Below are 24,039 nucleotides of genomic sequence, written 5' to 3'. Positions count from 1 at the left end.
GGGTGGCGGTCCGGGCGGGTGCCGGTGCGGTGGCGCGGCGGCGGCGCATGGCGATCACCACGGGCGGTGCCACGAAGGCGAGCACCAGCAGGGCCTTGACCACGTCGACCAGGAACGAGGGCACGCCGGTGGCGGCGAGGAACCCACCGCCCGCCCGGAGCACTCCGAACAGCACCGCGACCGGGACGGCAAGCAACGGGTGGTTGCGGGCGACCAGGGCCACCAGCAGGCCGTCCCACCCGATGTTCAGCGACATCCCGGGTTGCAGCCGGTTGGTGCCGACCGGGCTGGTCAGCAGCAGCGCCCCGGCGAGACCGGCGAGCGCCCCCGAGATGGCCAGTGCCATCCCGCCCATGGCGCCGACCCGCACGCCCGCGTGCCGGGCCGCCGCCGGGTTGCGACCGGTCATGGTCAGCCGGAAACCCCATCGGGTACGGGCGATCGCCAGGGTGAACAGGACCGCCACCAGCAGGGCCAGCACCAGTCCGCCGTTGACCTGGAGGTTCGGGTACTCGCCGACGGAGTCGAGCCGGGCGTTCGCCGGCAGCGGGTTGGACTGCGCGGAAAGCGTGCCCTGGCCCAGCCGGGACTCCTGCAACAACCAGGGGGTGTTCACCGCGAAGGAGACGAGTTGCTGCGCCAGGAAGGTCAACAGCATGGTGCTGACCACCACGTTGACGCCGCGGAACCGGTACATCAGGGCGCTGAGGCCGGCCCAGGCGCCGGCACCCACGAGCGCGGCAGCCAGCACCACGACCAGCAGGAACGGTCCGGGTACGGCCAGCCGCAGCCCCGCCCAGGCGCCGCAGAGCGCCCCGATGAGCACCTGCCCCTCCTGGCCGATGTTGAAGAAGCCGGAGCGGGCGCTGACGCAGGCGCCCACCGCCACCAGCAGCAGCGGCGCGACGTACAGCAGGGTGGTGCTCCACGCCGCCGCGTTGGCCATGCTGCCCTGGTAGAGCGCCAGGGTGGAGGCGGCCGGGGAGCCGCCGGTGACCGCGATCAGCAGGGCGGACAGGCCCAGCGCCACGGCCACCGAGGCCAGCGTGGCGGCGCTGACCTGCCAGCCACCCGGGCCGGGGTTGAGCCGGGCCAGCAGCCGCTGGCCGGTGGTGTCGGTGCCGACGTTCGTCATTCCTGGCTCACCCCGCCGACAAGCATCCCGAGGCGTTCGGCGGTGGCCTCGGCGGTGGGCAGGACCCCGACGACGCGCCCGGCGGAGATCACCGCGATCCGGTGTGCCAGGGCCATCACCTCCTCCAGTTCGGTGGAGATCAGCAGGACCGCCACCCCGTTCGCCGCGGCCTGCCGCAGCCGCATGTACATGTCCTCGATCGCGCCGACGTCCAGACCGTGCGTGGGCTGCGCGGCCACCAGCACCCTCGGGTCGGCGGACAGCTCGCGGGCCAGCACCACCCGCTGCTGGTTGCCACCGGAGAGGCTGCGCAGCGGGGTGTCCGGCGACGGGGCCACCACGTTGAACTCGGCCATCTGCCGCACCGCGATCCGGTGCATCCGGCGCCGGCTGAGCACCCCCCGGGTGGTGACCGTGGCCAGCGACTTCATCACCAGGTTCTCCGCCACGCTCATGTCGAGGACGACACCGCAGTGGTGCCGGTCCTCAGGCACGATGCCGAGGCGGGCCTCGTGCAGCGCGCCGGGTCGGGCCAGGTCGACGGCGCGACCGGCGACCTCGACGGTGCCGGACTCCGGCACCAGCAGCCCGGACAGCACCTCGCCGAGGGCGGCCTGCCCGTTGCCCTCCACCCCGTAGAGGCCGACGATCTCGCCGGGTGCCACATCGAGGGTGAGGCCGTCGAGCACCGGCAGCCCGCCGACCCGCAGGCGTACCCCGCTCACCCGCAGGCCGGGCGGGTTCCCGGCGTTGTCGGCCGGCGATTCGGCGGTCGCGGCAGCCGGCACCGGTTCCACCGGCAGCAGGCCGAGCGCCGCGCTCTCGGTACGCAGCGACACCTCCCGCCCGACCATCTGCCGGGCCAGTTGCTGGGCGGTGGTGTCCGCTGTCGTGCCCTGGAAGGCCACCCCGCCCCGGCGCAGCACCGTCACCCGGTCGGTGGCGGCCATGATCTCGGCGAGCTTGTGGCTGATCAGGATGACCGCCCGGTCACCGGCCCGCACCGCACGGCGCAGCACGGTGAACAACTCGGCCGACTCGGCCTGGGTGAGCACCGAGGTCGGCTCGTCGAGGATCAGCACCGACGGGTCACGCCGCAGGCATTTGATCAGCTCGACGCGTTGTCGTTCGCCGGCCGAGAGCCGGTCCACCCGGGCCAGCGGGTCGATCGGCAGGCCGTACCGCCTGCCGACCTCCTCGACCTGGGCGCAGGCCACCGCCCGATCGACCCGCCCGGTGTCGCCGAGGATGACGTTCTCCCAGACGGTGAGCGGTTCGATCAGGCTGAAGTGCTGGTGCACCATGCCCAGGCCGAGTTCGGCCGCGACCTGCGGACTGTCGATCTCCACCGGTGCGGCGCCGCGCCGGATGGTGCCCGAGTCCTTCTGCACCAGCCCGAGCAGGATCTTCATCAGGGTCGACTTGCCGGCGCCGTTCTCGCCGAGCAGGCCGTGGATCTCACCGGGCCGGACGGTCAGATCCACGGCGTCGCAGGCGACGACCGGACCGTAGCGCTTGCTGACCCCGCTCAGGGTGAGGGCCGGCGGGAGCTGGTCGTGGACGTCCACAGTCCGTTCCACCTCGTGGCTCGTCGGGGCAGGGGTCAGGAGCCGAGGCGGGCGACTTCCGCTTCGGTGTCGATCTTGCCGCTGGCCACGTCGGAGGCGAAGGTGTCCATCTGCGTGGTCTGCTCCGGCGTCGCGTTGCAGATCTTGATCGCGGGGTACGGGTCCTTGCCGAGTTCCCACCGCTTGGTGGTGCCGAGCTGCATCTCGCCCTTGGCGAACAGCTCCAGCGCGGCCGTGAAGTACGCGCCCGGGTCGAAGATGACCGAGATGTCGAAGCGCGGGTCGGTCGAGTCGCACCTGTCGGTGCCCGGGGTGAGGGTCAGCACGCCCCGCTCGTTGGCCAGCTTGGCCGCGGCGTCGGTGGCCCCACCCAGGTACGGGTACACCACCTGGACGCCCTGACTGGTCTGTGCCTGGACGGCCTCGCGGGCCTTCGCCGAGTCGTTGAAGTCACCGGTGTACGTGATCACCAGGTCGGCGCTGGGCACCACCATCCGGATACCTGCCTTGAACGCCTTGGCGGCGTTCACCGAGAAGTCGGCCTCCATGCCGGTGACGAAACCGGCCTTGGTGCCGTTCTTCTCCTTCAGCAGCAGGCCGGCGGCGTATCCGGCGGCGAGCATGCTCTGGTTGGGGTCGTCGCTGGCCAGCGTCACCCGCGGGCTCTGCGGGATGTTCTCCGACGACGGCACGTACCAGGCCGTCTTGGCGCAGACCGCCTCCTCGGAGGCGGGGATGGCGTCCTTCAGCTCGGAGGCGCCGAGCGCCACCATGTCCACGCCCTGCTGGCAGAGGGCCCGGGCGGCGCTGAGTGCCTCGGTGGGCGGCACGCTGCCGCGCTTGATGACCTGCCAGCCCTGCTCGGCGGCGAACTTGTCGGCGCCGATCACGAAGCTCTCGTAGTAGCCGTTGTCGTTGATGTCACCGGGGCTGAGCACCCCGATCACCACCTTGCCGTCACCGTTGACGTCGGGCTGACCCTCCTGGGTCGTTCCGCCGCCGTCGGAGCTGGCCGTCGTCGGGGCGGTGGCGTCGTTGCTGGCACAGCCGAACAGCGTCAGCGCCATGGTGCTGGCGAGCACCGCGGCCGGGCCACGTCCGATTCGAATGTTCATCACGCGTTCCCTTCACATCAGGGGCGGCGTGCTGGCCGAGGGGGGCCGGCACGCGCGGTAGTCGGTCGCCGGCACGGTGGGCCAGCGAGGGGAGATATCGATTCCGGAGCGGCGCAGCAGGGCGGCCCGTCGATCGGCGGCCTCCTCGCGCAGAGCGTCGACGTCGACGGTGGTGATCCGCCGGTCACGGAGCACCACCCGGCCGTCGACGAGTACGTCCCGCACGCTGTGCCCGACCGCTCCCCAGACCAGCTGGGTGGGCAGGTCACCGCGCGGGATCCAGGCGATCGTGCGGGTGTCCAGCACGACCAGGTCGGCAGCCTTGCCGACCTCGATCGAGCCGATGGTGTCCCCGAGCCCGACGGCGGCGGCGCCGTCGACGGTGGCCAGGGCGAAGACCTCGTCGGCGCGCAGCGGGTCAGCGACGCCACGGTCGCGTTCCAGGCCGGCGAAGAGGCGCGCGGCCCGCCACACGTCAGGGGTGTCCCCGGCGTTGTGCGAGTCGGTGCCCAGCGCGAGCCGGCCACCGGCCCGACGCAGCTCGGTGTGCCGCCCGGCACGGCTGAATCCCTGGCCGAGCCGCAGGTAGGCGCCGGGACAGGAGGCGACGGCGGTGCCGGATTCGACGAGCGCGGTGACCTCGGCGTCGTCGAGCCAGACCGCGTGGCCGAGCAGCAGCCGGGGGCCGAGCACACCCAGCTCCCGCAGGTGCAGCACCGGCCGGGCGCGGCCGGCGGCGGCGTACGCGACGGCGTCCTCCGGACCGGGCGACAGATGCCAGGTCATCGGCACGTCCAGCCGCTGCGCCAGCTCGGCCGCCCCGGTGAACAGCTCGTCGCTGGCCAGGTCGTGGCCGACCAGGGTGATCCAGCCGGTCACCAGGGCGTCTCCGGCGAGAGCGGCGACGGTGTCGGCCTGTGCGGCGAGCGCGTCGGCGGCCGGCAGCGCGTACGGCGCGCCGGGTGTGTCCCAGCCCCAGCACCCCACGCGGGCCCGGATCCCGGCGGTGCGCAACCCCCGGGCGACCCGCGTCGGGTGGGCCACCGTGCCGGGTTCCAGCAGCGTGGTCACGCCGTGGCTGAGCGCCTCGACGGCGGTGAGGGTGGCCGACAGTTCGTCGTCGTCGCCGTCGACCGCGGCGTGCAGCGGCACGATCCAGTCGAAGATCGCCCGCTGGGCGGGCACGTCGTCGGGGATGGTGCTGCGCACCAACGGGTCGGCGGTGGTGTGCTGGTGGGCGTTGACCAGGCCGGGCACCACGACGCAGCCGGTGGCGTCGAGTTCCGGGGTGCCGGGGTACGCGGCGCGCAACGCCGCCGCCGGTCCGATCGCCGCGATCCGGCCGTCGGCGATCGCCACGGTGCTGGCGGTGACCACCTCCCGGCCCGGGGCCATGGTGACGAGGTCGGCACCCACCACGAGCAGGTCGGCGGGGCGGGAGGCGGCAGGCGGCGCGGCCGGGGTGCTGGTCATGGCCGCACGAGGATCTTGCCGAGGGCGTCGCCGGTCTCCTGGCGCCGGTAGGCCGCGGGCAGCTCGGCCAGCGGGTACTCGGCGGCCCGCACCACCCGCAGCCCACCGGCGAGGTACGCGTCGAGCATCGCGGCGAAGTCAGCCGGGGTGTACGCGCCCGCGCCGAGCAGCCGCAGCCCGCGCCGGTAGACGTCGGCGAGGGAGAAACTCACCTGGTCGCCTGTGGTGTTGCCGAGCAGCACGAGCCGCCCGCCGCGGCGGAGGCTGGCCAGCGAGGTGGGCCAGGTGGCGCTGCCGACGTGGTCGATCACCACGTCGACGCCGTGACCGCCGGTGCGTTCCCGGACCTCGGTGACGGTCTGCTCGTCGCCGCGGACCGCGTCGGCGCCGAGTTCGGCGGCGAGGGCGCGCTTGGCCTCGGTGCGGCCCGTCGCGATCACCTGAGCGCCGGCCCGCCGGGCGAGTTGGATGGCGGCCACGCTGACCGCGCTCGCGGCGCCGTGGATCAGCACCGTCTCGCCGGCGGCCACCGCACCGACCCGCTGCACCGCGTGCCAGGCGAGGCTCCAGGCCGTCGGCAGCGCGGCGGCCTCGGCCAGGTCGACGTGTGCGGGCAGGCGGTGCGTCACGGTGGCGGGCACGCTCACGTATTCGGCGAAGCCACCGGGCCGGTTGCCGCCGACGACCGCGAGCGCCGGGCAGTTGCCCGGGTCGCCGTCTGCGCAGGTGGGGCAGGTGTGACAGCCGATGGTCGGGTCGACGAGCACCCGGTCGCCGGGGCGTACCGTTGTCACCTCGACACCGACGGCGGCGACCTCACCGGCGACGTCCATGCCCCCGACGTGGGGCAGCCGGAAGCCGGGGAGCCGGGTGGTGCCGCGCCGCTGGAGCAGGTCGAGCTGGTTCAGTGCCGCGCTGTGCACCCGGATGACGACCTCGGCCGGGCCGGGCGCGGGGTCGGGCAATTGACTCAGGCGTACGACGTCGACGCCACCGAAACCGGTCTGCACCATTGCCCGCACGTCACACCTCCCCTACCTACCAAGCGATATGCCATCTTGCATTGTGATTCGCGCTGCTTAGCGACGTACTCTGCCTGCGGTAAGGCGGCATGTCAACGGCCTGTATCAAAAGAGCCGAACCGGCGAACCAACTGTGACCTTGTGCCCGCCACAACCCGGCCGACCAGGGCGTCAACCGGCGTCAGCGGCAAGCAGTTCGCGCGCGGCCAACGCGGTACGCAGCACCGGGGCGGTACGCGGATCGAGCGGGTCGACCCCGAGCAGACGCTTGATCAGACCCACCCGGTAGCCCACCGAGTTGCGGTGCAGATGCAGCCGCTCGCTGACCGCCTGCCGGCTTCCCCCCGTCGCCAGCCAGCAGTCCAGGGTGCTCAGCAGGTCCTCGCGATGGGTGATCGGCCCCAGGTGCCGGTCGACGAACCAGCGCAGTCGTTCCTCCGGCACCGCGAGCAGCAGTTGGCCCAGCCCGGCGGCGCTGAACGGCAGTTCCGGCCGTTCCCCCGGTTGGCGCAACAGCAACCGCAGCAACCGGTCGGCGTCCCGGAAGGAGGAGACCGTCCGGGCCGCACCACTGACCACGGGACCGCTGGCCACCCGGGTCAGTCCCGCGCCGACGAGCTGATCCAGCCGGGTACGCAGCACCGTCACCTCGCGGTCCACGTTCCCCGCCAGCAGCGTCCACGCCACCGCCCCCTCCACCAGGACGGGCCGGTCCAGCCAGTTCAACGCGGACGCCCAGCGTCGATGCTGGGTGCCGGTGTAGCCGATCGCCACCCCGGCGTGCGGCTGGTCCAGTCGCCATCCGTGCGCCGCGCCCGCCCGGAGCAGATCGTCAGCGCCTCGGCCGGTGGACGGGTCGCCGACGCCCTGGCGCAACGCCCGCAGCACCGTGGCGGCCTCGGCGAGGTCCGGCGGTGACGACTCCCGGCGTACCGCCTCGATCAGCAGGGCGGTGGCCGCCGCGCGCGCCAGGTCGAGGTGTTCCGGGCTGACCGGTGCGGCCACCAGCAACGCGCCGAGGCGGCGCGGACCCGCGCCGACGGCCACGGCGACCCCGGTCCACCCGTCGGCGCAGCGGACCCGGTCCGCGCCACCGCCCCGCCCCGGGGCCAACGCCCGGCGCAGGTCACCGGGATCCGCGCCGCCGCGCGAGCCGCGCACCCCGTCGCTGGCGGCGAGCAGTGTCCCGGCCTCGGTGACCAGCCGGCAGGCCGCCCCGGTCTGGTCGGCCAACGCCACCAGCAGCGCGCTCCAGTCCGCGCCGCCGAAGGCGAGTTCGGCGAGCCACTGGGCGAACGCGGCCGGCGCCGGACCGGTGGCGACCGCCAGCCGGGGCCGCGACGCCTGCTGCCCGCCGGGTCGGCTCATCCCGCCGGACGGTCGAGCAGCCGTACGGCGACCGCCTTCTCCTGCGTGTACTCGCGCAGCGCCGCGTAGCCGCCGCCCCGGCTGAACCCGCTGTCCTTCTGCATGTTGAACGGAAAGCCGATCACCCCGACGTCGTGGAACTGGTTGACCGCCACCTGCCCGACGCGCGCCTGCCCGGCGACCCGGAGCGCCCGTGACACGTCGTTGGTCCACACGCAGGCCAGCAGGCCGAAGTCGGTGTCGTTCATCAGCGCCACCGCCTCCTGCGGCCCACGGAACCCCTGCACCGCCAGCACCGGGCCGAAGACCTCCTCGCGGGCCAGCCGCATGCCGGAGTCCACCTGGTCGAAGACGGTAGGGGTGACGTACCAGCCGGCACCGTGCTGTCCCGCCGCCGCTTCCCCACCGGTGACCAGCCGTGCCCCGGCGGCCGGCGCTTCGGCCAGGAAGCCGCGTACCCGGTCGTACTGGGCCTGGCTGACCAGCGGGCCCATGTCGAGGTCCTGGTCCCAGGGGCCGAGCCGGACCGCCGCCATGCCGGCGGCCACCCGCTCGACCACCTCGGCCCGGATCGGCTCCTCCACCAGCAGCCGGGATCCGGCGTAGCAGTTCTGCCCGGCGTTCTCGGTGATCGAGGCGATGATCGCCGGGATCGCCACGTCCAGGTCGGCGTCGGCGAAGACCACGTTCGGCGACTTGCCGCCCAGCTCCAGTTTCACCGGCACCAGGTGCTGCGCGGCGGCCCGCATCACGGCCCGCCCGGTCCCGGTCGAGCCCACGAAGCTGATGTGGTCGATGTCGGGGTGCCCGGTGAGGGCCTCCCCCGCCTCCGGCCCGAGGCCGGTGACCACGTTGAGCACGCCCGGCGGTAGTCCGGCCTGGTGGGCGAGTTGGGCGAGGGCGAACGGGGAGAGCGGCGCGACCTCCGAGGGCTTCAGCACGACCGTGTTGCCGGCGGCCAGCGCCGGGGCCACGTTGGCCGCGGTGAGCACGGCGGGCACGTTCCACGGGATGACCACCGCGCAGACCCCGTACGGCTCGGGCCGGGTGAACCCGAGAAAGTCAGGCGTACGGGTGGGCAGGGTGACCCCGGTGAGCTTGTCGGCGGCACCGGCGAAGTAGTCGATGATGCCCTGCGCGATGTACATGTTGAGGCGACCACCGGAGCGGGGTTTGCCCACGTCACGGGCCTCGTAGTCGGCCAGGGTGTCGACCTGGGCGGCGATCAGGTCGGCCCAGCGGCGCAGGATCGCCCCGCGTTCGCTGGGCGACGTCGCGGCCCAGGCGGGAAAGGCCCGCCGGGCGGCGGCGACGGCCAGGTCCACGTCGGTGGCGCGGCCCCGGGCCACCGACTGGATGGGCTCCCGGGTGGCGGGGTCGAGCACCGGCAGCTCGCCGCCGTCGGCAGCCGGGGTCCAGGAACCGTCGATGAGCTGGCGGGCGGGCGGGATGTCCAGGTCAGCCATGAGGTGATCCTTGACCCTCAACGTTTCGCATGTCAATATGCAGTCTCGCTTTGTGAGTCACCGGGAGGGCTGATGCGGATCACTGCGGCGGTGTTGGAGCGCGCGGGAGCACCGTTCACCCTCCAAGAGATCGAGCTGGGCGAACCGGGTCCGGACGAGGTGCTGGTCCGGGTGGACAGCGTCGGCATCTGCGGCACCGACCTGGAGTTCGCCAACTTCTTCCCCACCCCGGCGGTGCTCGGCCACGAGGGCAGCGGCGTGGTCGAGCAGGTCGGGGCACGCGTCAGCGGCGTGGCGGTCGGCGACCACGTGGCGATGAGCTTCGCCTCCTGCGGCACCTGCCCGCTCTGCCTGGGCGGCAGCCCCGCCTACTGCCGCCACTTCGACGGGGTCAACTTCACCGGCCGGCGACCCGACGGCAGCTCCGCGTTGTCCCGCTCGGGCCAGCCGGTCAACGGCCACTTTCTCGGCCAGTCGTCGTTCGCCACGCACGTGGTGGCCCCGGCCCGCGCGGTGGTGCCCATCGGCAAGGAGATCGACCTGCGGGTGGTCGGCCCGTTCGGCTGCGGTTTCGGCACCGGAGCCGGCGCGGTGCTCAACGTGCTCCGCCCCGAGGTCGGCTCGTCGCTCGTGGTCTTCGGCGCCGGCGCGGTGGGCGTCGCCGCCGTGCTGGCCGCGCGCGCCGCCGGCTGCGCCGTGGTGGCCGCCGTCGACGTCAACGCCGCCAAGCTGGACACCGCCAAGCTGCTCGGCGCGACCCATGGCGTGCACTCCACCGCCGGCGATCCTCGGGAACTGCTCTCCGCCATCGCGCCACACGGCTTCGACGTCGCGATCGACACCACCGGCCGGGAGGACGTGCTGCGTACCGCTGTCGAGTCACTCGGGCCGCTGGGCCGGTGCGGGGTGGTCGGCGTGGGACCGAGCGAGCGGATGAGCTTCGACTGGCGCAGCATCCTCAACGGCCGCACCGTGACCGGCATCATCGGCGGCAACAGTGTGCCGCAGGCGTTCCTGCCGAGGCTGCTGGAGCTGCACGCCGCCGGGAACTTCCCGGTGGACCGGCTGATCACCTACTTCCCGTTCGCCCGCATCAACGAGGCGGTGGCCGCGGTACGCGCGGGCGAGGTCGGCAAGGCAGTGCTCACCTTCTGATCTTCGGATCGACACGTGCGTATCTCACACTGAAACATTGTCTCGTAATGTGAGGCGCATTACGCTCGGCGTCAGACACCCAGTGGCGCGGCTGGGCAACACCGCGCAGCGTCCCGCACCTGTGGAGCTCGCCCCGATGACCGCAGCACAACACGGCACCGCCACCGCGTCCTTCGACCACCACTCGGCCGAGTGCAACGCCGCCCCGACCGCCTACTACCGGGCCTACCGGGAAACCTGCCCGGTGGGCCGGACCGACACGCACGGCGGATTCGTCTACACCACCCGGTACGCCGACGTGGTCCGGGTCGCCCGCGACGACGACACCTTCTCCTCCGCCCGCGCCACCGCGGGCGGCGAGGGCACCGCCATCGTCATCCCCCGGGGGCCCGGCCTGGAGCAGTACCCGATCGAGCTGGACCCGCCGGCGGCCACCCGCTACCGGGACCTGATCAACCCCCTGCTCACCCAGGACGCCGTGGCCGAGTTGGCCCCGATGGTGGCCCGGCACACCACCCGCGTGGTGGACGCCTTCATCGAAGCCGGCTCTGTCGACTTCGTCCGGGACCTGACCAACCCACTGCCGGCCGCGGTGACCCTCGACTGGCTGGGTTTTCCGGAGGCCGACTGGGCCCGGCTGGCCGGGCCGATCCACGACATCTTCGCCGCGCTGCCCGGCAGCGAACGGGCCCGGCGGGGGGCCGAAGGGCTGGCCTACCTGGACCAGCGGATCCGTGAGCTGGTCGCCGAGCGGCGCGCCGCACCCGCCGCCGACGCGGTCAGCTACCTGGCGGCGCAACGCCGCCCGGACGGCGAGCTGTTCTCCGTCGACGAGCTGGTCTCGGTGATCGGGCTGCTGATCGCTGGCGGCGTGGACACCACGACCTCGTTGACCGGGTCGACCCTGGTGCACCTCAGCCGGCACCCGGAGCAGCGGCAACGCCTGATCGACTCACCCGACCTGCTGACCAACGCCACCGAGGAGTTCCTCCGGGTCTTCGCGCCGTCCCAGTCGATGGCCCGTACCGCCCGCACCGACACCGAGGTCGGCGGCTGCCCGGTCAGCGCCGGAGAGCGGGTGCTCATCCCCTGGGTGGCGGCCAACCACGACCCGGCGGTCTTCGCCGAGCCCGAGCGGGTCGACCTCGACCGGGACGCCGCCCGGCACCTCAGCTTCGGCATCGGCAGCCACCGCTGCGCCGGGGCCCACCTCGCCCGGCTGATGTTCCGCGAGATGATCACGCAGATCCTCACCCGGCTGCCGGACTACCGGGTCGTCGAGGAGGGCCTGGTCGGTTACCCGACGCACGGCAACCAGACCGGGTGGGACGCGATCCCGGCCGTGTTCACCCCGGGTCCGCGCGCCACCGGCACCCGTACCGCCGCGCTCGGCCGCGCCGTCGAGCTGGATCTGGTCGTCGAGACCGTCACCGCCGCCGCCGAGGGCGTCATCGACGTACGCCTGCGCGCGGCGACCGGGGATCCCCTGCCGTCCTGGGCACCCGGCGCGCACCTGGAGGTCCGGCTGCCCTCCGGACGGGTCCGGCAGTATTCCCTCTGCGGTGATCCCGAGCAGGCCGACAGGTACCGCATCGGGGTGCTGCGGGAGACCGCCGGGCGCGGCGGTTCCGCCGAACTGCACGCGGTGGCGGCCACCGGTGCCGCCCTCACCGTGCGCGGCCCGCGCAACCACTTCCCCCTCGTCGACGCCCCCGACTACCTTTTCCTCGCCGGCGGCATCGGCGTCACCCCGATCCTGGCGATGGTCCGCGCGGCGGCCCGCCGTCAACTGCCGTATCGGGTGGTGTACGGCGGGCGCAGCGCCGTCTCGATGGCCTTCGCCGAGGAGCTGCGGGCGGTGGCCGGCGACCGGGCCACGCTGCTGCCCCAGGACGAGGCCGGCCTGCCGGACCTGGACGGGCTGATCGGCGGCACCGGCGCGGACACCGCAATCTACTGCTGCGGCCCCGGCGCCATGATCGATGCGGTGCAGCGGGCCTGCGACCGGACCGGCCGGGCGGGACAGCTGCACGTGGAGCGGTTCACCGCCGGTGACGACCTCGAGGTCGCCTTCGATCCGGCGACCAACACCGCCTTCGAGGTGCACCTGGCCCGGACCGGGGTGACCCTGTCCGTCCCGCCGGAGAAGCGGCTGATCGAGGTGCTGCGCGCGGCGGTGCCGGGCCTGACCTACGACTGCGAGAAGGGCTACTGCGGGGCCTGCGAGACCCGGGTGCTGGCCGGTACGCCCGAACACCGCGACTCGCTGCTCACCGAGGAGGAACGGCAGGCGGGACGCAGCATGATGATCTGCGTCGGCCGGTGCACCTCCGACCGACTGGTCCTGGACCTGTAGCAGCGAGCGGCCCGCAGCGCCACGTCGGTGGGGCGCTGCGGGCCGCGGCAGTACCGTGAGGTCAGTTGCCCCACTCGAAGTTCGGCTCGGCGGCCTCGGCGATCCGGAACCGGCCACCGGCCACCGCGGCCTCGGTGCCGCGTTCGGTCACCACGTTCTTGCCGAAGCCCTCGACCAGCGGCCGGCCGACATCCCGCTTGAGCCACAACCGCAGCAGGTGCCGCCGCCGCTGCGGCTCGGGGAAGTCGACATACCCGGTACGCGAGTGCAGCGCGGCGTAGTTCAGCAACCACTGCACGTCGCCCGGCTGGAAGTCCATGTCCAGCGCCAGGCCGGGCGCCTGGGCCACCTCGTCGTAGAGGTGCAGCAGCTCGATCTGTGCCTCGGTGAGGCGGGGCACCTCGGGGTAGTCCTGGGCCGAGAAGATCATCGAGGTGCCGGCGTAGGTGCTGAAGATGCCGTCGACGTAGCTGCAGATCGGCGACTCGTAGGTCTTGGCCGGCGCGTCGTGGTCCTGCTTGTACCAGTCCCAGTGGAACGGCTCGAACAGCAGCGGCGCGAGGTCGGGCCGGCGGCGCAGGATCTCGTTGTAGATGGTGGTGCCGCTGACCAGGCTGCTCGCCCCGCCGGCCCGGGCCGCGCGCAGGCACATCAACGCGACCACGTCGGAGCTGTCGGAGTGGAACGGCAGCCGGTCGCGTACCCGCGACGGCAGCGCCGACGGGTCGTCAAGGGTCTTGTTGGAGGTGGCGATGACGTGGTCGAGCACGTCGCCCATCTCGTTCTGCTTCATCGGCACGCCGAGGTGCAGGCCCATCACGTAGAAGATGGCGGCGGCGAGGGTGTCGCCGTACTCCTCGGTGTGCAGGCCCCGGACGAGAATGAAGCCCCGGCCGCTGTCCATCTGCCGGGCGCACTCCTCGTTGAGCCCGACACAGGCCGACAGCGGGTAGTCGGCGGCGGTCACGGTACGCAGGTCGGGGTCGTCGGCGACGAACCGGCGGCCCAGTTCCTCCAGCTCGGTACGCTCGGCGTCGCTGAGCTGGTAGATCCATTCGGTGGAGTTGACCAGCTCGTCACCGCGCCAGGCGGACGGGCCGGAGATCGGGCTGAGGTCGATTGCTGTGGTCATGATGATGCGCTCCGAGGTGTCGGTTCTGCGGGAAACGGCACGTTGCCCGGCGCGACTGCACGCGCCCGGACACTCGCCGACGGCTACTGTCGTTCTCGTCGGATCACCGACGACGACGGCCGGTCAGAACGGGGTCTGCGGATCCCCGGCAGCGGTCCCGGGGCGCATACCTTCCCGTGGCGGGTTGACCCGCAGCGGTTCCTCGTAGCCGCGCACCAGCAATCCAGAGCCTTGCGGAACTCGGATCATGGCATTCTCCTGCGGCTGGGGTTGCCACTCAGGCTAGCCAGCCAGCCTTTGACCGTCAATAGAGACGGCGTCTCGCAAGACGGTCCCCAGCAGGACCACAGCAAGATCCTCCCAAAGCAACTCGCGCCCGCTGAGCCCTGCCGAAACCGACGAAACGCCCGGGCCGGAAGGGAATGACCGGCGACGTATGATCGCGGGGCGAAGCGCCAGGCCGAGATTCCGGCACCGGTGTCAGGGGGCAGGATGTTCGGTTGGAAAAAGAAAGTCAACGATCTGATGGCGCAGCTCAGGCCCGACCTGAGTCGGGAATCGCTCGGCGTCGGGCCCAACTTCCCGGGCGTCGCCCCAAACCCGCTCCTGAGCAGTGATGCACGAAAGCGCAATGCGGAACTTCGTACGGGAGTGCTTGCGCTCGGCGTTCTCGTCGACTGGCGGGAGGTGAACAGCAACCCTCGCGTGGTCCTGATGTTCGACGTGGAGACCGCCGACGGCATCTCGTTCCGCGGTATCGCAGACGAAGACCTCACCATCACCGAGCTCACCCGACTCGCCCCAGGACAGACGTTGCCCGTGCGCTACCGGCCGGCTGTCATGGACCACTACGTCGCCCTTGCCCGGGACGCGGACCCCGCCCGCGTGCAGCAGCTCTCTGACGAGATCGCGAGCCGCAAGCGGACCTGACCCGAAGCCATTGGCGGGCCCTCACCAGTGTTTACACCGGTTGAAGCCGCGTTCAACCTGGTTACCGTGCCGGTAGGCGACCGGGCTGTGTGGGCGATACAGCGATCGCACCAGTGACCTCTTCGGTGTGGACTCACCGCAGGCCGGTCGGATCGGGGGCCGTACGAGGTCATCCGGCCTGGTGGCGCTCCTGCCGGTCGGGTTCGGCTGGCACGGCTGCTGTACTTCGCTGCTGTCCTTCTTCCAGCCCTCGGAGCACGTCCGCCGCCGGAGCGCCGCACGCCGGGCACCGTCCCTCCTGCCGCGTCTGGTCGCGGAGGGTGCGCCGGCCGGCGAGGGTCAACCGGTTACGGATCTGCGCGAGCGACAGGAACGGCGCGGTCACCGCTCACACCAGCCCGAGGCTCAGCGCCAGCTCACCGATCGCCGCCGGAGCCAACGGATCACGGGCGATCTCCGCGAGCACGTCCCGGCCCGCCGGTCGACGGCGCACTTCGTACGGTGCCACGATCTCCGCATCCAGCAGCACCCGAGCCGCGTTCCCGGGATCGCCGACCTGTAGGTACGCGCGAGCGGCGTCGATCAGATGCGCGGCCCGATGCTCCACCGGTAGCAGTCGCCATCCGTCTCGCCGGACAGCCCGCTCATGCCGGGCGACCGCCACTGACCCGTCACCAAACTCGACCGCAGCGGCAACCTGGGCCAGCTCAACAGCAGTCGGCCCGAATGCCGTCCGGTGCAGGTCACATCCGTCGCCCACCCGAGCCGCCATCTCGGCCGCCTCGTCCAACAGGTCACCGGCCGCGTGTTCGTCACCGCAGCGGGCCGCCACGAACCCGGCCTGCACCAACAACGCCCCACACAACGACAACTCCCCCGCCGTACCGGCATCAAGATCCGGCGGAGCGACCCGGTACGCCGCCGCCAGCAGCACCGACCGCGCCCGCGCCGAGGCCCGCAGCACCTGCCCAAGCTGCACGGCGGCAGCAGCCACCAACACCCGGTCACCCGCAGCCGCAGCCACCGCCCGATCTGCGGCAAGCCACGCCAGATCCACCTCGTCCAGCTTCACCAACAGCGCCGCCGTCACCCGATACGCCTCCACCACCAGGCGGCCAGCCCTCGGATCCCGGGCGTAGGTGCGCTGAACCTCGCCCAACAGCCTCGGCAACAGCTCCACCACCTGCGGATACCGGGCGTGCTGGTACGCAGTCCACACGTACCCGACCTGCCGGGCCACCCGATCGGCCGGCAGCACCGGCCCCGGCCGATCACGCACCACCTCGTACGCCGACAACGCACCCCGGATCCGCGCGATCTCCTCGCTGTCGTCCGCCGTGCTGGCGGGCCGCGCGTCACGGCCGAGCAACGTCGCGGCATCAACCCGCAGCACGGTGGCGATCTCCCGGATGGTCGACACCCGCTCCAACGACCGCACCCCACGCTCGACCTTGTCCACCCAACTCTTCGACTTACCGAGCCGGTCCGCAAGCGCCTGCTGCGACAACCGCCGCCGCACCCGCAGATACGCCACCCGCCGACCGATCGGCACCCGATCACCCGTCACGACGCCACCACCGAGCCGGCACCGCCCGAGTCGTCTCCTCAACCGGAATCCGCTCCGCCTCAGCCTGCGCAAGAATCCGCTGCTTCGCCGCCTCCCGTTCCGCCTCTTGGATCTGCTCGCCCCGGCTCACCGCCGGGTCGTCACCATCGCCCGTCATGCCCGCCTCCGTTGTTAGCAGAAGCACGGCGGCAAGCTCAACCGTCGCGCGCCATCCACAATGACGCCTGAATGTCCCTGCCTGCGATGACACAGGACGCGACAAAGCAGGCACATTGCCGGCGACATTTAGACGACCTATCGCTACCCTGATGGTCATGACTGTCCCGAACAGTGCCCTGCGTGCCGTCCGCACCGGGATGCGGATGAGCCAGGACGACTTTGCGCGCGCCCTCCAGGCCGCCGGCCACCGCGTCGGCGAGCCCAACGACGCCAACAAGCGGCTCGTCCAGCGCTGGGAATCCGGCACGATCGCCGCACCACGCCCCGTCTATGCCCGCGCGCTGGAGGTCGTCACCGGCCTACCCATCTCGCTGCTCGGCTTCGCCGCCGTGTCCGGCGATCACGTCGCCGATGACCAGCACGGCGGCCACGACCTGACCTCTCCCATGTCCGGCCTGGCCACACCGACGCCTAAAGCCAGCTCAGCCACGGTCCGCAAGTCGTATGAAGGCGTCTGGCTCAGCCGCTACCAGTACTACTCAAGCGGCCGAGAAGAATCCTTCGCCGGACAGCACTTCGTGGTCGCACTTCAGCACGGCGACCGACTGACCGTACGCAGCCTGCCGGGATCCGCGACATCGTCACTGTCGCTGGATCTCACCGTGGACGGTGCCGTCATCACCGGCACCTGGGTGGAGCAAACCGACCCCGCCGGCTACTACCGGGGCGCTCGGTATCACGGCGCAATCCAACTCCTGGCCGAGCCCACGGGCCGACGAATGGCCGGCAAGTGGGTCGGGTTCGGCAAGAACATGGACGTCAACACCGGCCCATGGGAACTCATCTTCCGTGATGCCTCAACCTCCAAGGCAACACTCGACCGCTACAACACGTCGGCGACGTAGTGCACAGCCACCGCAGGAACCTTCGACCTCTCGCTCGTAAGTTCTGGGCGCATCGTCTGGTCTCGTCCGCGCACGTCTCTGACGTCGGGCGTTGATCCGTTGCCGGGTGGCTTCGGCTCGCCCTGTTCAGCCCTGTTGCTGTCACCGTTGCTGTCGACAGCAACGGGGCCACCAGCGTTCGGCCTTCGCACGGACCCCCAGCTTGGCAATTGGATAGACCCAGACCGCGCACGTCAGCGACGGGTGCGGCCTCGCCGGACCGCCCAGACTCCCCCAGCGATGGCCGCTGCCGTTGGCAGAAGGCAGCCAACACATCGTCCTGTCCTCCGTCGGCTGATGTGCGACACGCGTCCGCCAGGTGATCTGCGACAGTGGTCCGTTTCGGCACTCTGAGCCGGGAAGTGGCCTGAGCTGCGTGGGCGATACTGGGATCGAACCAGTGATCTCTTCGGTGTGAACTCTCGGCAGGCCGGCCCCATTGGGTGCCGTACGAGGTCATCCGGCCTGGTGGCGCTCGTCGCGGTCGGGTTCGGCGGGCTGGGCTGCTGTACTTCGCTATTGGGTGCCGTACGAGGTCATCCGGCCTGGTGGCGCTCGTCGCGGTCGGGTTCGGCGGGCTGGGCTGCTGTACTTCGCTGCTGTACTTGCGGCGGTTGCCGGGTCCAGCCGATGAAGCGGCGGTGCAGGGTGCCGGCGGGTGCCCAGGGTATGTCCTCGGCGGCTTGGATGAGGTAGGCCCCGAGATAGAGGGACAGCGACACCGGCGCGTCCGCGTACTCCGCGCGCAGCTCACGCCGCCGCGTCGGACACGGCCACGGCAGGTCGCAGCCGCCGCAACTCCAGATCGGCATCACCGGGCCGTGGCTGGTCAACGCTGCTCCTCCGCCTGCGGCCAGTGCCCTCGATTGATCGGTATCCGGTGCCGGGCCCGGCACGGCAGGTCAGCGCCACAGTTGCAGATGCGCCGCCAGTGCTGCCAGGACCACACCGGCCGATGCCGCCGGGCGAAGGTCAACGCGGTGACGAACAGGTAGCCGTCGTACGAGACGCGCTGGCTGCTCACGGTTGACCGGCCGGACGAGTTGGCCACGCGTCGGGTCACCGCAGGCCCTCCGGTCGGCGTGCACTGAGCTGGTCTGCTGCCTCGTGATGGCCCTGGCACCGCCGCAACTGCCTCGCGTGGTCGAGTAGCCGCTGCTGCGCCGCCGCCTGCTCAACGTCCTGGTACCGCTGCCCGGTCCCGGGCGGTGGCGGCGGCTGAGGCCGCCGAAACAGCCACCGCATCAACGCACACAGCTCAGACCAGATCCCCACGGACTCGCCCCCTCAATCGAGCAACAGGGGGCGGCGACGAGACTCCGTCCGGCTCTACTGGGTGTCAAGCAGGCACAGGCTCGCCGCCGCCAGTGACGGGAACGCTACGAGTGGTCACCGGCGGCGGCGGGGAGAGTTTGTACCTGAGGGAGGATTACCCGATCATGCCGATGGCGAGGGCCAACTCTCGGGCGTCCTCACCGACAGTGCCCGGCCGGTTCGACAGTTCCAGGGCGACAGTGCGGGCGTACGGGTTGTGTCTCACGGTGTCGACGCTCTCCCGCAGCGCCCGGCCGAGCAGGTGCACCGCCGCGACCTCGCCACGGTCCAGCATGTGCGCCCGCGCGGCATCGATCAGCGCGGCAGCCCGGCGGGTCTGCGAAGGCAACGTCCGATAGTCGGTGGCGTCGGCCCGCCGCACCGCCTCACCCGTGCGACACAGGTCCATCTCGATCGTGACCGCGTACGCCGCACAAGCCACCGATCCGAACATCAGCCATGGATGGACGTACCCACCACCGAGCCGCCTCGCCGCCGAGTCGGCACCATCCCACGCCCGCCACGCTCGACCGGCCCGGCCAGCCTTGCTGTGGCCCAACGCGATACCGAGCTGCACCTGACCCCACCGCGCCACCTGCTCACCACCCGCCGCCGGATCGACCAAACCCGCAGCCTCGACCAGCACCTGCTCGGCGGCATCCACCTGGTTCGCGCCCCGATAGACGTGCGCGTAGTACCAGGCAGCCACGGCCATCGCCGCCGGGTCGTCGGCGTCCTGCGCGGCCGACATCGCCCGGTCGGCAGCCAGCCACACCAACTCCGGCAACGGCTGGTGCGCCAAGTACAACTGCACCAGGTGATACACCCGCGCCAACTCCACCAACGCCAGCCGACGGTCCCCACCGTCGAGCATCCGGGCACTTCGCTGCGCATCCGTCAGCAACCCGGGAAGCACCGCCGCCACCGCCGTACGCTCAGTCGTCGACCGATGCCACAACGCCCACGCCTGATCCACCAGATCACGCATCACGACAACCGGCGTCACCTCGCCCACCGGCACCGACGCTCGCTGCATCACCGCCGCCACCTTGCCGACCTCGGAATGCCCCGCCCTGGTCACCGACGCCACCGGCAACGACTGATCACCGGTCAGATCCGCAAGATCGGAAATGTCGAGCACCTCGGCCAACCGCAGCAGCATGGGCAGGCGTGGCGGCAGTAGCCGGCCATTCTCCAACGCCTTGACCCACTCCGCGCTCCGCCCCACCAACCCACCAAGAACGGGTCGAGTCTTCCCCGCACGCTCGCGATACATCCGCAGGCGCGCACCGAAGGTCGCGGAATCGCTCATCATCGTCTCCCAGGTAGCGGTCTGGGCAGCGGACCACCAACCACTACCCGGCAGGCCACCGCAGTCGACGGTACTCCCGCCCACCGTCTCGACGCGCCCCACCACGACGCTGCACCGGCAGGCGAGTGCTTCCGACCTTTGGCACACCCCGGGCCACGGATCACATCGCCCCCCCCGCTTGCAAGTTCTGGGCGCGTCGTCCGGCGAGGCGGTAGACCGCCCGCAGATCGGACCGGGAAGGTCCAGCTTGCCACCCTCCTGGCCGACCTCGATGTCCACCCGCGAGTCGCGATGCAGATCCTCCGGCACGCCCGTTTCTCCGTGACGATGGAGTATCTACACCCAGGTCTCGTCGCAGGCGACCCGGGACGACCTCAAGCGCCTCGGCAAGTCCCTGACGCGATGACAAACTGCTGTACTTCGCTGCTGTACGCAAGCAGAAAGGCCACCTCCCGGAGCCGGGAAGTGGCCTGAGCTGCGTGGGCGATACTGGGATCGAACCAGTGACCTCTTCGGTGTGAAGCGGGACGCTGCGCCGACTCTGACCTGCAGAAACGAGAACCCGCAGGTCGTGGTGGGTGCAGTTGAGTGCCGTTCGACGCCGTTGGGTGCGGTTCAGGGCCGTTCAGCGCACCCGGTTGCTCCCACGTTGCTCCCCGATCTCCGGTAGTCGGCTCGCGTCTTGGCGTGTCGCTTCGAGGCGTCGCGCCGGAACGCCGGGCGGTTCACGATCTTGCCCGCCTCGGCGATGGTCACCGGGTGGGGGACCGCGCTCCAGTCGATGCCCGCGACCTTGATCGTCTCGCCAGACGAGGTCCGCAGCAGATCCCCCGAGTCCAAGTTTGGCTTTGTTGCCACTGCTGATCAGTCTCGTTCCAGAATTGGTGATCCTCGGTGGTTACCAGGTGACCCTTCTCGAACCTGAGGTCGACAAGCTGATCGTCATGTACCCATAGGTGGGTTACGAACCGAGGCCCCTCTTCGCCAGTTTCCGGGTTGGTGGCCCACACTCGGTCGCCAACTTTGATGTTTCCTATTTGCTTAGTGCTGCCATCCGCCAGAAGCACTTCTGTCTCACTGCTGAAGCTACAGGCTTTTCGGAAGAAGCTAGGCACCCATTGGATCAGTTCCTTCCCGAGGATGCCGCCGACCTTACCGGCCGGGATGAGCGCTACCGCGGTCCAAGCGCAGGCCGAGCGACTGCCCGTTGTTGCACAGTCCCTGGCGTCAGCATATCCGCTAAGCTGGGCGATCAGTTCAGCACCTGCCTCAACTCCGGCCGCATCAGACTCCGCACAAAGTACTGGATTGTTGTGACACCAGACTTCGGAAACAATCCGCCTTTGCTCCCAAGTCCCGAGCTCAATTTCGGAAAGATTTTTCCCGTACAGCAGATTTGCGACCTTGTCGAGCGTCCAGATTTCCTCGACGCCAGGCTCTACGCCCAAGGTCGCCTGTCCAATATCACTACCGTTATTTCCGGAAGTCCCACCGGACCCGCCACCACCATTCTTCGGATCCGACGGCCGGTGGTCAACGACGTTGTTATCGCCGCCAGGGGTTGGGTAGGACCTGAGGTTGCCCTCGTTTCCCCCAGTGGGTAGAGGCCGGTGGGGTCGGACAGGGTTATGGCCCTGGGTTTGGTCGGAGGGACGGCGGCGGTCGACGTGCTGCTATGCGGCACGCCAGCGAAGATCTGACGTCCGACCACGACGCAGAGACATTACATCGATTGCCTCGGATGTATACCTCGCCGTCGACGACAACGGTGACGGCAACCCGAGCAAACCTCGACAGCCGCCGACACCCTCCCGCCACGCGCCGTTATGGTCGGTAATTGCCGACACTTCGGACTCGATGACTCCGCGCTAATCAGTCGATCGCCGTTCTTGATCAGCAAGACCACCAAGCTCCGACACCATACGCCCCAGGGCCGCCACGTATAATCGATAGTCACCAATCGATTGGAGATCCTCATCTGTCACCGGCTCGACCTGATCGAGCGACGACCCCAGTGAACTCACTTCAAGAATAAGTTGATCGAGATTTGGAACATCTTGTGCACGCATTCGACCATCATGGACCTTAGATGCGTATCCAGCGATGTGCCCATCAATGGTTAGAAGCAGGGAGTTCCAATCTTGCAGCTCCACTAGTTGTGGATAGGCCGGATAAGGCACGGATCGGAACACCATGAAGGCGTGCCGGAAGTCAGATGAATCAGTCATGCCAGGTCACGATCTTTCCGTCCTTGGTATAGATTCCCTCGCCTCCGCGGAAACCACCTCTGATCTTCCATCCTTCGCTGCCATCTCTCAGTTTCCAAGGAATACGATCTCCTTCGGGAGTTCTAGCCCACAGATTCTTCGCCTCATCTGTGCATTCGGCTAGCATTCTCCCCTTACCATGCTTACCGACGTGATACGTTGCCGATTGTTTAGCGCTTCCGAATGTTCCAGACGACCAAGCGTCCACCGGGTCGCACGGTCCCGTGTTGTGTACGAGGACTGGCGTGTTGCCGGCTACCACATAGTACGTGTGGATGGTGCTCGCCGATGCTGTCGCGGGAGTCCTTGTCGCTCATCCCCACCTCCGCAGTGTCTTCGCCGCTGCCTCGCGTGGGATCTACTCTGGTAGCCGCGCGACTACGCTCGGAAGCAACTCGATGCTTTCAAGACCTTTCACAAGGACTCGAATGGATGACCTCGGTGCGCAATTGAGGCACGCTCGCGTTGAGGCTGGCGTAACGCTCGCCTCCATCGCGGCGCGGACCTGCTACTCGGCCTCGCACCTGAGCAACGTCGAAGCGGGACGCCGGAACGCCACCCCGGACATCGTGCTCGCCTACGCGCGAGCGTTGGGAGAAGCCGACGTGAGACGCAGAGACCTCCTCGCCGCCACCATCGGCCCGATCGCCGCCAACGACCTCATCCGCAACGGCTTCACCGCCGCCCTCGCCGGACACCGCGACAGCGCCGACCGCTGGCGCGACCGCGTCGACCAGTACGGCCGCGACTACATGGAAATCGGCGCGGACTCCCTACAAACCAGACTCGCCAACGACCTAGTGATCATCCAACAACAACTCGACAGCCCCACCATGTGGGCCACCGCCGCCCGCGCCCTGACCACCTACGGCAAAACCACCAAAGACCCCGCTGAAGCCATCGGCTGGTACGACACCGCCCGCATCGCCGCCGACCGCTCCGACGACCTCGCCGTCCGCGTCTGGGTACGCGGCCGAGCCGCCATCGCCCTCGCCTACGAAGGAGCCGCACTCCCCGTCGCCCAGCGCTACGCCGACGAAGCACTCGCCCTGTCCGACCGACCATCACTCGGCCGCCTCCAAGCCCTGATGGCCCGCGCACACGTCGCCGCCGGACGAGGCGACACCACCGCAGCCATCGCCGCCGACCAAGACGCCCAACGAGTCTTCGACCAGACCGCATCACCCGACAACGAAATCTCCGACGCCGCCGTACCCGCCTGGCGCATGGCCACATTCCGCTCCATGCTCTACGCCCGACTCGGCCTCACCCGCACCGGCGAACAAGCCCAAACCGACGCCGACCGACTCCGCCCCGCCACGCTCACCCGCTTCGCCACCCACATCGAACTACACCGCGCCCTCATGATGGCCAAAGCCGGCGACCAAACCGCAGGACTGGCCCACGCCCGACAAGCCTGGACAGCACTACCAGCAAACCGCCGCTCCCAAACCCTCGGACTCGTCCTACGCGAAGTCGAAAAAGCCGCCCGCCAGCAACACTGACCCACCAAGAAGGCTCGACCCCTCGCTTGTAAGTTCTGGGCGCTCCGTCCGAGACGGTCCGTGCACGTCTCTGACGTCGGGCGGTAGTCCGCTGCCTGCCGTGCCCGACCCGCAACGTCCGGCCCTGTTGCTGTCACCGTTGCTGTCGGTAGCGGCAGGCTGGCTGTTCGGTAAAGACGCCCGGTGATACTACTGTCTCAACTCGTCGTATGGTGATCACAACGTCAGCCGCCCCTTACCCAAGGAGAGCC

General features: G+C 70.1%; 20 protein-coding genes and 1 pseudogene. 6 read left to right on the top strand and 15 right to left on the bottom strand.

Going from position 1 to position 24,039, the window contains the following annotated elements; genetic code table 11:
• From C1I93_RS05435 to C1I93_RS05405, 7 genes are all read right to left on the bottom strand, one after another.
• The coding region (locus tag C1I93_RS05435) for an ABC transporter permease (RefSeq protein ID WP_111242106.1) at window positions 1-1,135 on the bottom strand (1,135 nt) is incomplete at its 3' end.
• Window positions 1,132-2,715, bottom strand: coding sequence for an ABC transporter ATP-binding protein (locus C1I93_RS05430; RefSeq protein ID WP_111242105.1), 1,584 nt, complete (start codon window positions 2,713-2,715; stop codon window positions 1,132-1,134). The genes C1I93_RS05435 and C1I93_RS05430, both read right to left, overlap by 4 nt.
• A gap of 23 nt (window positions 2,716-2,738) precedes the next feature.
• Window positions 2,739-3,818, bottom strand: a complete 1,080-nt coding sequence (locus C1I93_RS05425; RefSeq protein WP_111242104.1) for a BMP family ABC transporter substrate-binding protein — start codon at window positions 3,816-3,818, stop codon at window positions 2,739-2,741.
• Between the two features lie 12 nt (window positions 3,819-3,830).
• Entirely contained in the window at window positions 3,831-5,291 is a 1,461-nt protein-coding gene (locus C1I93_RS05420; RefSeq protein ID WP_111242103.1) for an amidohydrolase family protein, read from the bottom strand.
• Window positions 5,288-6,304, bottom strand: coding sequence for a zinc-binding dehydrogenase (locus C1I93_RS05415; protein ID WP_223256473.1), 1,017 nt, complete (start codon window positions 6,302-6,304; stop codon window positions 5,288-5,290). Before C1I93_RS05415 ends, C1I93_RS05420 begins: the two co-directional genes overlap by 4 nt.
• A gap of 180 nt (window positions 6,305-6,484) precedes the next feature.
• Window positions 6,485-7,681: a PucR family transcriptional regulator gene (locus C1I93_RS05410; protein WP_111242101.1), complete on the bottom strand. Its 1,197-nt coding sequence runs from the start codon at window positions 7,679-7,681 to the stop codon at window positions 6,485-6,487.
• Window positions 7,678-9,147: an aldehyde dehydrogenase family protein gene (locus C1I93_RS05405; protein WP_111242100.1), complete on the bottom strand. Its 1,470-nt coding sequence runs from the start codon at window positions 9,145-9,147 to the stop codon at window positions 7,678-7,680. The genes C1I93_RS05410 and C1I93_RS05405 overlap by 4 nt, the downstream gene beginning before the upstream one ends.
• A 72-nt stretch (window positions 9,148-9,219) precedes the next feature.
• Between C1I93_RS05405 and C1I93_RS05400 the strand changes: the two genes are divergently transcribed.
• Together C1I93_RS05400 and C1I93_RS05395 are read left to right on the top strand one after the other, a co-directional pair.
• On the top strand, window positions 9,220-10,302 hold the full coding sequence (locus tag C1I93_RS05400; protein WP_111242099.1) for an NAD(P)-dependent alcohol dehydrogenase: 1,083 nt from the start codon (window positions 9,220-9,222) through the stop codon (window positions 10,300-10,302).
• 136 nt (window positions 10,303-10,438) lie between these two features.
• Entirely contained in the window at window positions 10,439-12,658 is a 2,220-nt protein-coding gene (locus C1I93_RS05395; protein ID WP_146603428.1) for a cytochrome P450/oxidoreductase, read from the top strand.
• A 61-nt stretch (window positions 12,659-12,719) separates the two neighbouring features.
• Here the strand turns inward: C1I93_RS05395 and C1I93_RS05390 are convergent, their stop codons facing one another.
• Window positions 12,720-13,790 carry a TauD/TfdA family dioxygenase gene (locus C1I93_RS05390; RefSeq protein ID WP_111242097.1) on the bottom strand — a complete coding sequence of 357 codons (1,071 nt, stop codon included), beginning with the start codon at window positions 13,788-13,790 and terminating at the stop codon, window positions 12,720-12,722.
• Window positions 13,791-14,282: 492 nt separating this feature from the next.
• Between C1I93_RS05390 and C1I93_RS05385 the strand changes: the two genes are divergently transcribed.
• Window positions 14,283-14,720, top strand: coding sequence for a hypothetical protein (locus C1I93_RS05385; RefSeq protein WP_111242096.1), 438 nt, complete (start codon window positions 14,283-14,285; stop codon window positions 14,718-14,720).
• Between the two features lie 169 nt (window positions 14,721-14,889).
• Here C1I93_RS05385 and C1I93_RS05380 read toward each other — a convergent pair whose 3' ends face one another.
• From C1I93_RS05380 to C1I93_RS31380, 3 genes are read right to left on the bottom strand one after another with little or no spacing between them, the layout of a single operon-like run.
• Window positions 14,890-15,105, bottom strand: a complete 216-nt coding sequence (locus tag C1I93_RS05380; protein WP_111242095.1) for a hypothetical protein — start codon at window positions 15,103-15,105, stop codon at window positions 14,890-14,892.
• A 3-nt stretch (window positions 15,106-15,108) separates the two neighbouring features.
• On the bottom strand, window positions 15,109-16,287 hold the full coding sequence (locus C1I93_RS05375) for a helix-turn-helix domain-containing protein (protein ID WP_223256462.1): 1,179 nt from the start codon (window positions 16,285-16,287) through the stop codon (window positions 15,109-15,111).
• Window positions 16,277-16,444, bottom strand: coding sequence for a hypothetical protein (locus C1I93_RS31380; RefSeq protein WP_181445020.1), 168 nt, complete (start codon window positions 16,442-16,444; stop codon window positions 16,277-16,279). Before C1I93_RS31380 ends, C1I93_RS05375 begins: the two co-directional genes overlap by 11 nt.
• Window positions 16,445-16,592: 148 nt before the next feature.
• Here C1I93_RS31380 and C1I93_RS05365 point away from each other — a divergent pair, with 148 nt between their 5' ends.
• Entirely contained in the window at window positions 16,593-17,351 is a 759-nt protein-coding gene (locus C1I93_RS05365) for a helix-turn-helix domain-containing protein (RefSeq protein WP_111242111.1), read from the top strand.
• 575 nt (window positions 17,352-17,926) lie between these two features.
• On the opposite strand, the gene C1I93_RS05360 is transcribed toward C1I93_RS05365, so the two are convergent.
• From C1I93_RS05360 to C1I93_RS05345, 3 genes are all read right to left on the bottom strand, one after another.
• Window positions 17,927-18,223, bottom strand: a complete 297-nt coding sequence (locus tag C1I93_RS05360; protein ID WP_111242093.1) for a hypothetical protein — start codon at window positions 18,221-18,223, stop codon at window positions 17,927-17,929.
• Window positions 18,220-18,453: a hypothetical protein gene (locus C1I93_RS05355; protein WP_223256736.1), complete on the bottom strand. Its 234-nt coding sequence runs from the start codon at window positions 18,451-18,453 to the stop codon at window positions 18,220-18,222. The genes C1I93_RS05360 and C1I93_RS05355 overlap by 4 nt, the downstream gene beginning before the upstream one ends.
• 366 nt (window positions 18,454-18,819) lie before the next feature.
• A complete protein-coding gene (locus C1I93_RS05345; RefSeq protein WP_223256737.1) occupies window positions 18,820-20,019 on the bottom strand; it encodes a helix-turn-helix domain-containing protein in 1,200 nt (399 codons plus the stop codon).
• Between the two features lie 243 nt (window positions 20,020-20,262).
• On the opposite strand from C1I93_RS05345, the pseudogene C1I93_RS32260 reads away from it, so the two are divergent.
• Window positions 20,263-20,422, top strand: a pseudogene (locus C1I93_RS32260) (site-specific integrase); the annotation flags it as partial.
• Window positions 20,423-21,884: 1,462 nt separating this feature from the next.
• Here the strand turns inward: C1I93_RS32260 and C1I93_RS31375 are convergent.
• Entirely contained in the window at window positions 21,885-22,244 is a 360-nt protein-coding gene (locus tag C1I93_RS31375) for a hypothetical protein (RefSeq protein WP_181445019.1), read from the bottom strand.
• A gap of 467 nt (window positions 22,245-22,711) precedes the next feature.
• Between C1I93_RS31375 and C1I93_RS05335 the strand changes: the two genes are divergently transcribed.
• Window positions 22,712-23,788: a helix-turn-helix domain-containing protein gene (locus tag C1I93_RS05335; protein ID WP_111242090.1), complete on the top strand. Its 1,077-nt coding sequence runs from the start codon at window positions 22,712-22,714 to the stop codon at window positions 23,786-23,788.
• The last annotated feature ends 251 nt before the right edge of the window (window positions 23,789-24,039 follow it).

The organism is Micromonospora endophytica (assembly GCF_003236305.1).
Lineage (GTDB): Bacteria > Actinomycetota > Actinomycetes > Mycobacteriales > Micromonosporaceae > Micromonospora > Micromonospora endophytica.
The sequence above is the reverse complement of the archived record's forward strand: the minus strand, read 5'-3'. Positions and strand labels throughout refer to the sequence as shown.

Coding starts and splice junctions, on each gene's coding strand:
- C1I93_RS05395 (WP_146603428.1), top strand. CDS start 10,439: ATGACCGCAGCACAACACGGCACCGCCACCGCGTCCTTCGACCACCAC.
- C1I93_RS05420 (WP_111242103.1), bottom strand. CDS start 5,291: ATGACCAGCACCCCGGCCGCGCCGCCTGCCGCCTCCCGCCCCGCCGAC.
- C1I93_RS05335 (WP_111242090.1), top strand. CDS start 22,712: ATGGATGACCTCGGTGCGCAATTGAGGCACGCTCGCGTTGAGGCTGGC.
- C1I93_RS31380 (WP_181445020.1), bottom strand. CDS start 16,444: ATGACGGGCGATGGTGACGACCCGGCGGTGAGCCGGGGCGAGCAGATC.
- C1I93_RS05405 (WP_111242100.1), bottom strand. CDS start 9,147: ATGGCTGACCTGGACATCCCGCCCGCCCGCCAGCTCATCGACGGTTCC.
- C1I93_RS05390 (WP_111242097.1), bottom strand. CDS start 13,790: ATGACCACAGCAATCGACCTCAGCCCGATCTCCGGCCCGTCCGCCTGG.
- C1I93_RS05425 (WP_111242104.1), bottom strand. CDS start 3,818: ATGAACATTCGAATCGGACGTGGCCCGGCCGCGGTGCTCGCCAGCACC.
- C1I93_RS05415 (WP_223256473.1), bottom strand. CDS start 6,304: ATGGTGCAGACCGGTTTCGGTGGCGTCGACGTCGTACGCCTGAGTCAA.
- C1I93_RS31375 (WP_181445019.1), bottom strand. CDS start 22,244: ATGACTGATTCATCTGACTTCCGGCACGCCTTCATGGTGTTCCGATCC.
- C1I93_RS05385 (WP_111242096.1), top strand. CDS start 14,283: ATGTTCGGTTGGAAAAAGAAAGTCAACGATCTGATGGCGCAGCTCAGG.
- C1I93_RS05400 (WP_111242099.1), top strand. CDS start 9,220: ATGCGGATCACTGCGGCGGTGTTGGAGCGCGCGGGAGCACCGTTCACC.
- C1I93_RS05410 (WP_111242101.1), bottom strand. CDS start 7,681: ATGAGCCGACCCGGCGGGCAGCAGGCGTCGCGGCCCCGGCTGGCGGTC.
- C1I93_RS05345 (WP_223256737.1), bottom strand. CDS start 20,019: ATGATGAGCGATTCCGCGACCTTCGGTGCGCGCCTGCGGATGTATCGC.